Origin of the sequence: Bacillus cereus group sp. MG16 (assembly GCF_040459875.1) — a bacterium.
Lineage (GTDB): Bacteria > Bacillota > Bacilli > Bacillales > Bacillaceae_G > Bacillus_A > Bacillus_A paranthracis.
Genome location: NZ_JARVHE010000002.1, coordinates 242,598 through 254,768, shown reverse-complemented (window position 1 = coordinate 254,768; position 12,171 = coordinate 242,598). Strand labels below are relative to the sequence as shown.

Sequence of the window (12,171 nt, the reverse complement as noted above, 5' to 3'; positions counted from 1 at the left end):
CTTATCATTATTAGATGAAAAGAAAACTACAATATAGGTGGACCGCGGTATGCCGTGAAAGTGGCACGTACCGTGCGGATCGGGGGAAAAGTTGGAGATAACCTCAAAGACTTACCTATCGACAATTTTAGGAAATGATTTAGCGGCGGGATTTTATCCAACACCACTAACAGAAGGGAAACACTTAGTACAATTATTACAAATGGAATCAGAGCGAGCTTATGCTTGCTTTGATCCATGCTGTGGAGAAGGGACAATTTTACGAAGTTTTGCAGATGAGGTGAGACAGGTTGGCATACAACTTGATACATATGGTGTGGAAGTAGATGCAAATCGATATGGCAAAGCAAAAGAGCAATTAGATGTAGTGGTACGCTCAAGCTTTGAAAGCATGATGATTAGTCATGACTACTTTCCGCTTATATTTTTAAATCCTCCATATAATACGGAGCTTCGTACAGAAAATACAAAATCAGAGAAAATGGAGTTCAGCTTCCTAAAGCGTGCTCACCTTTATTTACAAGAAGGTGGGATTATGGTGTATGTCATTCCATACGATAGATTTGCTAGAGACGACATCAGTTATTTCTTAGCAAAACATTATGAGGAAATAGGATTAATGCGTTTTGGCGATGAAAATGAAGAATTTGAGCAATTTAAGCAATGTGTTTTTATTGGCCGTAAGCGTGCAACTATGAAGAATGATACATATTTCAATGATCGATTTGCTAATTTTTGTGAAAATATGTCCGATCTTGCTTTCGTAAGAAAACATGTGAATACATTAGCACAAATGGTGAATCGTAAGGATTGGACTATACCTGAATTGCGTCATCAAAACAAACTTATTTTTACATCACGAGTGGATTATAAAAGTGCTTATGAAGGTGTGGGGAAATCAGAAGGTATCTCGATATTTAAGAAACGCTTAAATAGAGGGAATGGTTACTCACTTCAAGCTGAAAAATCAGCTGCAGAGAGAGCAAAAATGCCAATTGCTTCCGGACAATTAGGACTATTGCTGATAACAGGTGTGGCAGATGGTTTGCTTGGTGAAGGTGATACACTCCATGCAGTTCGTGGATCTGAAAATGTGTATTATGAACATTCATTTGAGCATTTGGAAAAAACAACAAAAGAAGTTGTATTACAAAAACGCCGCGCTAAATTTATCATTGCAACGCCAAAAGGTGAAGTCAAAGAACTTGTCTAGGAAAGGAAGAAGGCTATGTCTGTACTATTAGGAATAGGAGCATTATTTATTGTATGGGAATTTAGTAATCGTATGTTTCGTATTGCTATTGTACTTACAGTCATTTGTTTATGTGCTTCTCAATTAGGTGCAAGTACATATTTGGAAGTATTAGAGCAATTCTCTGTATTTCAAGGTGCAGGTGATATGCTACATGCGGCTGAACAGTCATTACCAGAGTGGAAACAGTTTATAGATTTTTAGCCAATAAATTGAATGAGTAGGACATGAAACGTATCGAATAAGATGCGTTTTTTATTTTAGGAGGGAAACTTATGTTACAAGAAATGATTCAACAAGATACATTTGATCAGGAACAAACACCAGCGATGTTGCAATTGGAGACGGGAACTGCTTCACATTCAGCCTTCTGCTTTGCTATGGCAGTTAATCATAACAACCAAATGCAATTTGCAGTGTTAGGTGCGAATGACAGTACATTAAAGTCATTCAGAGCAGCCATATCAATGGGGACTCGTCGTTTGTATTTTGGAGAGGGACAAAAAGAAGAATTACATTATGTATTAGGCAAAAAAATGAATGTAATCTCGAAAGGACAATTTGATTTTATAAATACACAAACAGCAAATAGAAAAAAAGCAATTATTGCGTTTTCTAAGGAAATAGAAGAAAAGTATATTGTTGCAATTAATGAAGCACCAGAAATGCAAGTAAGAGATTTCTTAATGGCTCCTCCATATGGTCTCCCAATCTTAGAAGAATGGGCGAAGCCAATATACGAAGAGATGCTAACTAGAAAGTTATTACAACCATTAGATGTGTATTTTGATAAGAATGAATTTACTTCTCTATCTATTGCGCAGGTAGTGCTAAAAGAAGAGGATTGTAAAGAGTTTTTATCAGAAATGATACGCACTGGAAAATGTCAATTTCCACAAGATGGTACAGGTGAAAAAATCAATGAAATTAATGATTTAAATGAATACCTATTGGAATATTCGCCTGTCATGCTTGATAAGGTAACGAAATTAGATGAGCCTTTACATCAACCGATGAAAGAACAGGCATTATCTCATTTTGATACGTACCAAAGACCATTATTCCCTGTACAGGCACATGTAGCAACAGGTGCAGCAAAAGCATTACAAGTACAAAAAGGAATCATTATACAGGGGGAAATGTCGTCCGGAAAAAGCGCAATCATGACAGCAACAGTAGATGGATATTTCCATTTAACCGGGAAAAAAGGGTACCGTACCTGCGTATTTGTTCCACCGACTCTTACGGAGAAGTGGGCAAAAGAAGAAATACGACACTTAATACCAGACGCAGACGTACATCTGATTAAACGTACAGAGGATTTAATTCGCATTCATCAATCTTGGATTCAGGCAGGAAGACCAAAACCAGAAAAACCAACCTTCTTTGTCATTAGTTTTACAACGATGCGAGGGGATTCTATTAAATATATGCCATTACCTTATAAACAAATTGCACTTTCCAAGAAATCGAAGGAAGAGGTGCAAAAATATTATAAGAATGGCTACTACTGTCCAGATTGTGGTGCTAAGTTACGTAAAAAAACGTCTTCTATTATGGTTCAACAAGCTAATGGTGATCAGAAAGAAGTCTGCCAGTATAAAGATTTCACAGGAAGTGACTTAGATTCGAAAACAAATAAAAACAGTGTATGTGCTGATTGTAATTCAAACATTTGGAGTCCAAAAGTAAAAACGAAATATGCAAGTTTTAAAGATTGGACCAAATATGAAAATAAATTAGTGCAAGCAATAAAAGAGGGAAATAAACCGCTGCAAAACCAACTAGAGTTAGAGAATCGTGTGAAGTCATATGATGCGAAACAATCAGGACGAGCATATCGAAAGGTAGCTACAGTTGAGTATATTCGTAGAAAAATGAAACACTTCTTTGATGCTTTAATTTGTGACGAAGTCCACGAATTAAAAAGTGAAACAGCACAAGGAACTGCACTAGGAAGTTTAGCAAAGGTTTGTAAAAAAGTTGTAGCTGGAACAGGTACATTATTCGGTGGGCGCGCGAGCGACGTATTCTATACTTTATGGCGTTTATTCCCACAAAAGATGGTGAAAAGTGGCTTTGAATATAGTTCTTTAATGGAATGGAATGAAACCTACGGAAACATAGAGAGAACGTATTACCATGACGGTGAAGTGGTATCCAACGTTGCTTCACGTGGTGCACAAGGGATGTTAGATAAAACAAAAGTTGTTCCTGGTATTTCACCATATGTGTTTACTCAATTCTTAATGGATACAACCATTAATGTACGCTTAAAAGATGTTTGGCCAAATCCTGTAGAGTTAATTAATGTACCTACGATTCTTGTCGAGATGTCGGAAGAACAAAAAAAGGCTTATGAGCATATGAAAGGGTCTTTTGAGAAGGCGATTGAAGGGGCGAAAGGTACACCGGATGTTGGGAAACTATGGCTCTCTTATATTCGTACAGGAAATTCGTATCCAGATAATATGAACCACTATCCAAACTATCACTTAGATAACGCGGAAAAAGAATTGGTTTGGTCCAACGAGGAATTCAGATTTGATGAGGATTGTATACAGCCGAAGGAGAAGAAGTTACAAGAAATATTGCAAACTGAAATCTCTGAAGGCCGTCCAACCATCATTTATGTATCTGATACAGGATCTACAGTGAAAGAACGAGACATTCAGCCTCGTTTACAGAAGGTTGCAGAGCAAGTACCTGGTGCAAAAGTATCTATTCTTCGCACGAATACAGTTGCTCCGCCAAAGCGCAGTGCATGGTTAAAAGAGCAAGTAAGTAGCGGTGTGAATGTAATCATCTGTTCACAAGAATTAGTTAAGGTAGGATTGGACTTGCTGGCCACGCCAACAATAATTTTCTACCAACTATCATTTAGCTTATTTACGTTAAACCAAGCTGCAAGAAGACACTGGCGTATTGGACAAACTAAGCAATGTAGAACCTTCTATCTGGGCTATAAAGAAACATTCCAAGCTCAGATGGCACAGTTAATTGCTCAGAAGAATAAAGCTGCTGAAGCAATGAATGGTGATGCAACAAGCGATGGACTGAATGCAATGCTTGGTGATACAGGAGATTTACAGACTCTATTAATTCAAAACATTAAGAGTGGAAATCAATTAAAAGGTTCTACAGAGGAATGGACAAAAGCAGCATCTGATGAATCGAAACGCGTCCTTGCGAACATCGGTAATGTCATTACACCTGTATTTGAATCAATTGAAATTCAATTTACGAATTGGGTGGAGAAATTATCAGAAACGATGGACGTAGCATTTATGAAAGAGCCTCAATTTGTACAAAGTGCCGTTGAATGTATTAAAAAAGAACAAGTACCTGGAGTTCGAGTGAAGCAGAATGTACTTGAAGTAGATGGAGAGATAGAGGATATCATTCGAGCTTTAACAACACTGAATACTGATAAGCGTATGCTTGTACAAAAACAAGATATCACATTCTGGGATTCAGTTATTGTTGAAGTGGATTCCTCAAAAAAGAAAGAAAAACGAAAAAACAAAGTAATCGATGGACAGTATGAGTTTGATTTATTTGGATGATCGAGAGGGGAATATTATGTTTACGAAGATTTTTATTGGTTTATTTTGTTATGTGTTTTTGGTAGTTCGTAATTCAAGGAAAAAATTTCTAATAGAAGAAGCCAAGAAAAGAGAAATGGAAAATAAACCGGTGGAACGACCCGTTTATTGGTGCCCAAGAGAAAATAGACCTATTGGAAGGGAACAAGAGCGTGTTACTGTTCCAACAAAAGAAATCACCTTAGAAAAGGATGTAGCAAATATTTATGATTTAGTTGCTACATCGGTTCATAAGAATCTGGGTGAGGAAGAGAGTGACAGGTTAAAACATGAGGCTATAGAAGAAGTGGAGTATGCTGAAGATTTTCAACATACTCCCACTCCTGAAGTTGTTTATGATATTCCTTTTCCAAGTGATGAGGATATACCTGAAGAGTTATTCGAATATGAGGACATGTATCCACAACAAGAATATGTTTCAATTCCACCGGAAACGGAACACGTTTTTCCTGTTCAACAAGGAGTAGCTGATGTTGAAGATATGGATTTTGTGAGATGGACTGCAAAAGTAATAGAACAAGAGCAAGGACTGACACGTGTCATAAATATGTCTAATAAGAAGCGTTATTGGATTCATACAGAGGGAGAGATATTACCAGAAAATCAATTACTGTATATGAAATTAGAGGTCGATTCACCTTATTCTTATACGCTAGTTGAATGGAGTAATAGCCAACTAGGGAATATATAAATCTATTTCCTAGTTGTATTTTCTTAATTAAATAGCATGAAATACAGCATTTTCCCACTCATTTGTACAAGGATAAAACATTTTTTTATTTTTGTACAAATGAGTGGGACAGAATGATTCACCATATAAGAATATTCGACTATAATGAGACATTGTACGTCATTGTAATATTAAAATGTTTTGAGATTAAGTGATTAATAATCTTAAAACAGGAGAACCGAGAACTCTCCGCAATATTACAATGCTTAAAATAGATTAAATCCAAACATGAGGATTAAATGAAGTAAAAAATATTTATAAGTTAAAAAATAACAATTTCGAAAGGTGAATGTAAATGAATATTAATTCCATAAGTAACAATGTAGTAGAAAAATTAGAACAAACGGTGCGCTATGAAAAGAAACAAGTCCAGGTATTACGTGTAAGTAAAAGTAGTTCAAATATACACGCTTACATGATTTTCCCGGAATTCTCAGAGGTTAAAATTTCAAATACCGAACTGGATGAATATATAGAAAACCTGTCAACAAGCGTGAAGTATGTCATTGATCGCAAGTTGAGTCAACAAGAAATTGAAAAACAAAATCATTCTTTCATTATGACGTGTGAAGTCGAGGAAGATGGTGTGATAGATGATGAAACGATTCATTTTAATACGACGTATGTAAAACCACCAACAATTGCAAATAAAGTATTTAAGTTGGTGTGTGGATTAGGGAATCGCTTAGATAGCTTAAAAGAATTACATATTACAGTATTAAATAATAATATTAACCGAATTGAAATTGAGTTTTACAATGAAAATGAAACATATGTGGCAGTAGAAAAAGAAGAAATTGCAAATGCAATTATGGGGGCATATACAAAAGCAAATATCTATTATGCAGCAGATCTTTTTTATGCTGCGGAAGGAAATGAAATCAAATTAAAGAGCATCAAACCAAAATTAGCGGGTGATGTGTGATGAAACAAGAAAAAGGGATGATAGGAGTCTTATGTACGCTTGTTTTAATGATTTTATTACTTATACCCTTACAAGCAGCTGAAGCTTCTGTAAAAGTAGATTTTAATAAATTGAAGGGGAACGATGTATCGTCATCTTTCCAAGAGGGATTAAACAATCGAGCGAAAACAACAGGGAAAGATGATTCATTCGGCTCATCAATTATACAAAAGATTGAAGGATTGTATGCGCCGGCTTTTAAAGTAGGAGTCAATATCTTTTCTATTTCATTCGTATTAGGCGTTATTGTCATGGTTATGGCATTAATAACAAAGAATGGTCAATGGATGAAGTGGGCAACCGGAAGTATGATTTTCTCATTTATTAGCATGATGTCTATGAGACTAAGTGTGTACTTCTTGTTCAGTTCCGATGTATTTTCATTTATGAACATCTTTACGGATTTTTTAGACCTGTTTAAAGCAACAGCACTTATTTTCACACCATTTATGTTAATCGCAGGTATTCGTTTAAGAAGAATTCATGAGAGTACAAAACAGCCCGAATATTACCGTTGGGCCAACCGTGTCATAACAGGATCTTGTTTGCTGTGTATGTTAGCCGTACTCGCTCCATGGCTATTTGCTAATATGTAAAGAACTATATATAAAAGTAGAAAAGGTACTGAATTTACATTCAGTACCTTTTATCTACCCATTAGGTTCTTTCTTTCATATTCTTCAAATACTTCTTCTGAAATTGGCGATAGTATGCCACTCAAATACACAGCGGTATATAAAAAGTATTGCTCATCCCTTGTTTTAATTGTATGAGTACCGTGTTCCGCATTGTTTGGAATAATTCGTTCAATTTTGAGTTGTTTTTTATCACAAATGATCTCTTGTACTCTATATAAATTATGTATCGGTAAACGATCAATATACAAACAAAGGTACTCTAGTAGAAGTAGAGTAACAGTCATTTGTAGAATGAAAGCAATTTTTAATAGAGTTGGTATCGATGCAAAAAACACTAGAAATATAGAGACTAAGAAGATATTTAACTTTGAAAACCATTTTTCGTGTTGATTTAAAGAAATAATACTTTTCTTATTCTGAAACACCTGGAACCTAGTTATAAGAAAAATAATTGTAAAGATTCCTTCATAACTAAACCAGGTTTTCCACTCCGTATCAGTAAGTTCTAGAAATATATATATGATACCAGTAGATAAGATCAATGGTACCAGCTGTACCAAACTAAATAGTATGGTATGTTCTAACATTCTTTTCTTGTAGATACGATTAGTAATTGAATCCAAGTTTCTTAACTCCTTCTGCAATTTTCATGATGACACCACCAATAAGAAGATGGTATTCGCCAATTCCTTTTTCATTTACGTACCAACACATATAGTGCCGGATACCTTCTTTTGCACCATGGTCATGTAAAGGAAAAGGAGATGCGTATTTTTTAGATGACATATTATTATCACCGAAAGGTACCTGTTCTGCAAGTGCAAAACGTTTCTTCGAATCATTTATAATCCAACAACCATAGTTTACTGACCCATACCATATTGCATCTTTATGGATTGGATCGATAGCAGGTTGTGCTGGATAGCTTTCATCTAGTATTTGTGCTTTTTCTTCACGAAGTCGTTGATGAATATGTGAATTCAATGGATCTTCCGTTCCGATTTCATAGGTTTCCTCAAAATTCCCACACTCATAAGGAATAAGGGGACTATTTGAATCAGCTGCTAATTGTAGACTGCAAGAATCTGATTTTGAAAGATAATATACGCAGTCTTTGCAGGTGAAATAGTTTGAAAAAGCTGAATCTGTTTTTGGTTCTGGTTCTGTTACGGTATTATCTACTACAAGTTTTAACATATCTATCACAATCCTTTATAGGCTATTTCAAAATTTAATATAGACGTATCATATCATGCTTGTTTTTAAATGTAAATATTTTCCATTTAAAAACACCCTAATTTATTTTGAAAGGAATGTTTGTTTTGAAAAGAAATCGAGAATATATTGCTTTGCGAAATTCTATATTAATAGGCTGGTTACTGACATGCATCGTAATAGGCCTATCTATCTATTTTTCTTCTGTTGTTTATTTATTAATCGGATGTTTCATTCTATCGTTAAAATACGGATTAATGGGTACCGTGAAAAATGTGGAAAAACGTTTGCCTACCTGGGCTAACTTTGGCGTCATTGAAAAACCAGTAAATAGAAGGGTGACCAGACCTTTTCAGTTTCGAGGTGGGCTCCTTGTTTCATTAGCATTAGGATTCGTAGAGATGGTGATAAAAGGCTTATGTATCTCATATTTTATTTTAGGATTAGAAACGCATGTATATCGTTTAATGCGCAGAAACGCAAGGGTGTAAAAAGGGGGGTCTATTATGAAAGTATTAATATTTGAACTAGTTCTCATTGCGATTCTGATTCCGTTAAATATAGTTGTGAAAAAACATGTACCAAAATGGAAGGGGAAAGCTGGAGAAAAATTAGTGAAACGTATATTGAACAAATTGGATTCCGAAAGTTATTGCGTGTTACATGATGTTACGGTTCATACGGAGTATGGTGATACAACGCAAATTGATCATATTGTTATCGCGGAAACCGGTGTATTTGTTATAGAGACGAAGAACTACGAGGGATGGATCTATGGAAATGAGAAATCTGCAAGGTGGACACAGGGTATTTTTAGAAAAAAATCCTCTTTTCAAAATCCATTTCGACAAAACTATAAACATATAAAAGCAATTGAATGGTTAATAGAACAACAGCTGCCATGTATCTCTATTGCAGCGTTCCATCCAAAATGCAGTCTAAAAAGAGTAAATGTTCAATCTAAAGATAAACATGTCCTGTATTATAACGATCTACAAAAATGTATTGAATCATATACTGAAACGCAACTAACAAATGATGAGGTCCAGCACATCTACCAAACAATATTGCGAGCGGACATTATGGATAAGGATATCGAAAAGAAACATGTGAAGTATTTACACAATAAGTTTGCAAAACAATAAGAAATGGAGAAAGGAATAATGTTATATGTAATAGGGTTCATTGTAATCTCTGTAGTAGCTATTCGTCTTAACATGAAGTATTACCGGTTAAAAGGTCATCCAAAGGATTTTATAATAAAAAGAAATGATTAAGTGGGGTCACGTGCCCCCTAAAAAAATAGAGCCATAAAAAAAGATGACTTCTGTACAATATAGAAATCATCTTTTTTTATTATAAGCAGTGCGTCCTTCATCTTCATCATTAGATGAAAACCCAGCATAGTCAACATTTACAGATCCGCCAGTACCATCACGATAGGTAACTTTATACTCACCAGTTGTTCTTAGGAAAGTATCTAGAATAAATTAATCATCTTGTAAAACAATATCCAAATTTAGTATTCTTAAAAACATCATAGGTATATAATAGTACTATTTGATGAATACTAATTAGAATGATAGGTGATATTATGGTTAAGAGACAACATTATGTACCAAGATTTTATCTTAAATATTTCGCGGTAAATGATAGGCTAAATTACTATGATAAAATTTTATCCAGAAAATTTTCTAACACACATGTAGATAATGTAGCGCAGCAAAGATATTTTTATGATTTGTCGGAAGAATTCTTGAGTAAACAGCAAGAAAATGCCAACGAATCCATGGACTCTCGTTTTTTTGATAAGCAATATTTGGAAGGTTTTTTTTCTAAATTAGAAGACGGATTTGCTAAAAGTTTTAGAACAATTAACGAGAAGTTATATAATTCTCCTAATTTATTCGAAACTAATTTAATTGATATCTTAAGTGAGGAGGAGAAGATAGATTTAGTCTTCTTTATAGCCTTACAAAGTATTAGAACGCCTGCTTACAGAGAGTTAAGTGGAAATTTTATGAATATGCTTCAAGTAAATATACCGGATTTTACTGATATCTTACCAGATGATAATGAGAGATTATTATTACATTTAGCTTCTGGTGTTTTGGATAGAGTAGGGAGATATCTTTTAAGTGATAAGTTCGAGTGGTATCTTGCTGTTATAGAGAAAACTGAAACAGAAAAATCTCAGAATTGGAGAACGGCATTAATGAAGCAAGTTATTATTAATGATGAATTTCTAATTTCTGACAATCCTGTTGTAAATATTAAGCACATCGAAAAAAATACTTTGAATATTTCAACTGAATTTTGTTTACCACTATCACCGAAACATTTATTAGTTATTAGGGAAAGAAACTATCCTTTTGAAAAGCCGGATAATTCCATTTTTATTCCGAGTAAAAATATGATTCGACTTTATAATGAATATCAAATACGTTTTGCAACAAGAAAAATAATATATACTAATAGCACTAATGAGAAAAAATTAAATAAATATTTTAAGCTTTATCCACGTGATCATACTCATAATACTGGTACTTTCTGTGTGCATGAGTGGGAGGGTAAGATCAAAATATAATAGAAAAGTAACATGGTTTTTTCTATAAAAATATTGCTACATTAAGATTTTTAAAAACATAATGTGCTATAATTATAGTAATCCAATACTAAAAAATCATATTGCAAAAGGACACACCTACGCATAACCATAGCGTAGGTGTGTCCTTTTTTTGTTTAAGGAGGAAAAGTTATGGGAAAAACGTTATTTATTGCAGAAAAACCAAAAGTGGCCAATGAAATTATGAAATCGCCACGATTCCGTCACTCGCAAAAGTACATTGGTAGCAAACCTTATTATGGTTATTATGAAAATGAACATTATATTGTCAGTTGGTGCCGTGGGCATCTGCTGGAATTAAAAAATCCAGAAGAGATGGATCCAAAGTACAAAGTGTTTAGTTTAGAACACTTACCTTTAATTTATGAGCCAGCTTATAAGGTGAAACAAGAGAATGCTGAACAATTACAAATCCTTGTTAAATTGTTGCAACGCCCTGATGTTGACCATGCGGTTAACATTTGTGACGCGGACCGCGAGGGAGAGTTAATCTATAGGGAAGTATATGAATTTGCAGGTGTGAATAAAAAGCAATCTCGTGTATATAAATCCTCTTTTGAAGCGGCAGAATTAGAGACAGCTCTCAATCGATTAGAAAGTGCGTCTAAATACGATGGACTCGCGTATTCTGCTAAAGCAAGGCAGTATCTGGATTATCTATTAGGGATGAGTGCGACACGTTAGATAGTGAAAAGCTATCTTATCCCTACGTGTTATGAAATTAAACAAATAAGGGATAAAGTCTTATTTCGAGGAGTGGAATGATGAAGTAACGTTCTGAAACGCTCCCTTTAATACTCCGACATGCGATTTCCTATGTGTATATGGAAATGGTGTGAAGCTCGGTGAAGTCGAGTGAAATATACCGTAGTGTTCAGTAAACAACCGAAAAGGCAATAGCGGTATTGTCCGTATATGATAGCTCGGAAGTCGTTAAAAACTTAGTATGGTGAGAATGTGGTAAAACACTGACGAACTGGCGAATGTACGCTCCTACGGACTGGCTTAGAGAAATCTGAGTTTATCATTCTGTGGTTGAGTAAGAATTCATTCTATGAAAAACCATGCAACGTTACAGGCGTTGGATAGAATGGTGGGGTATAGTCAGCACCTAACCTAATGTAATTTTGATAGAAATAAG

The 12,171-nt window shown here is 34.7% G+C and carries 11 protein-coding genes and 1 pseudogene; 10 read left to right on the top strand and 2 right to left on the bottom strand.

Annotation, left to right across the window (positions count from 1 at the left end):
- Positions 1-91: 91 nt before the first annotated feature.
- From QCI73_RS28985 to QCI73_RS28960, 6 genes are all read left to right on the top strand, one after another.
- Positions 92-1,213, top strand: a complete 1,122-nt coding sequence (locus tag QCI73_RS28985; protein ID WP_144533755.1) for a DUF6094 domain-containing protein — start codon at positions 92-94, stop codon at positions 1,211-1,213.
- Between the two features lie 15 nt (positions 1,214-1,228).
- Complete coding sequence (locus QCI73_RS28980) at positions 1,229-1,456, top strand: hypothetical protein (protein WP_144533757.1); 228 nt, start codon at positions 1,229-1,231, stop codon at positions 1,454-1,456.
- Between the two features lie 71 nt (positions 1,457-1,527).
- Complete coding sequence (locus QCI73_RS28975; RefSeq protein ID WP_144533759.1) at positions 1,528-4,818, top strand: DEAD/DEAH box helicase; 3,291 nt, start codon at positions 1,528-1,530, stop codon at positions 4,816-4,818.
- Positions 4,819-4,834: 16 nt separating this feature from the next.
- Entirely contained in the window at positions 4,835-5,548 is a 714-nt protein-coding gene (locus tag QCI73_RS28970; protein WP_144533761.1) for a transposase, read from the top strand.
- A 334-nt stretch (positions 5,549-5,882) separates the two neighbouring features.
- Positions 5,883-6,512 carry a hypothetical protein gene (locus tag QCI73_RS28965; RefSeq protein WP_001024815.1) on the top strand — a complete coding sequence of 210 codons (630 nt, stop codon included), beginning with the start codon at positions 5,883-5,885 and terminating at the stop codon, positions 6,510-6,512.
- Positions 6,512-7,147, top strand: a complete 636-nt coding sequence (locus QCI73_RS28960) for a hypothetical protein (protein WP_144533763.1) — start codon at positions 6,512-6,514, stop codon at positions 7,145-7,147. Before QCI73_RS28965 ends, QCI73_RS28960 begins: the two co-directional genes overlap by 1 nt.
- A gap of 50 nt (positions 7,148-7,197) precedes the next feature.
- On the opposite strand, the gene QCI73_RS28955 is transcribed toward QCI73_RS28960, so the two are convergent.
- Both QCI73_RS28955 and QCI73_RS28950 read right to left on the bottom strand, forming a co-directional pair.
- The gene (locus QCI73_RS28955) at positions 7,198-7,776 is read right to left on the bottom strand and encodes a hypothetical protein (protein ID WP_144533798.1); all 579 of its coding nucleotides are present in this window, start codon (positions 7,774-7,776) and stop codon (positions 7,198-7,200) included.
- A gap of 19 nt (positions 7,777-7,795) precedes the next feature.
- Positions 7,796-8,386 carry a hypothetical protein gene (locus QCI73_RS28950; protein WP_000916407.1) on the bottom strand — a complete coding sequence of 197 codons (591 nt, stop codon included), beginning with the start codon at positions 8,384-8,386 and terminating at the stop codon, positions 7,796-7,798.
- A gap of 125 nt (positions 8,387-8,511) precedes the next feature.
- Here QCI73_RS28950 and QCI73_RS28945 point away from each other — a divergent pair, with 125 nt between their 5' ends.
- The 4 genes and pseudogenes from QCI73_RS28945 to QCI73_RS28930 form a co-directional block, all read left to right on the top strand.
- Positions 8,512-8,895 (top strand): hypothetical protein, encoded by a 384-nt coding sequence (locus QCI73_RS28945; protein WP_071713414.1) that lies wholly within the window; start codon positions 8,512-8,514, stop codon positions 8,893-8,895.
- A gap of 15 nt (positions 8,896-8,910) precedes the next feature.
- On the top strand, positions 8,911-9,549 hold the full coding sequence (locus QCI73_RS28940; RefSeq protein WP_144533765.1) for a nuclease-related domain-containing protein: 639 nt from the start codon (positions 8,911-8,913) through the stop codon (positions 9,547-9,549).
- A 449-nt stretch (positions 9,550-9,998) separates the two neighbouring features.
- On the top strand, positions 9,999-10,991 hold the full coding sequence (locus QCI73_RS28935) for a DUF4238 domain-containing protein (protein ID WP_144533768.1): 993 nt from the start codon (positions 9,999-10,001) through the stop codon (positions 10,989-10,991).
- A gap of 171 nt (positions 10,992-11,162) precedes the next feature.
- Positions 11,163-11,711: pseudogene (locus QCI73_RS28930) on the top strand (toprim domain-containing protein); the annotation flags it as partial.
- Positions 11,712-12,171 lie beyond the last annotated feature (460 nt).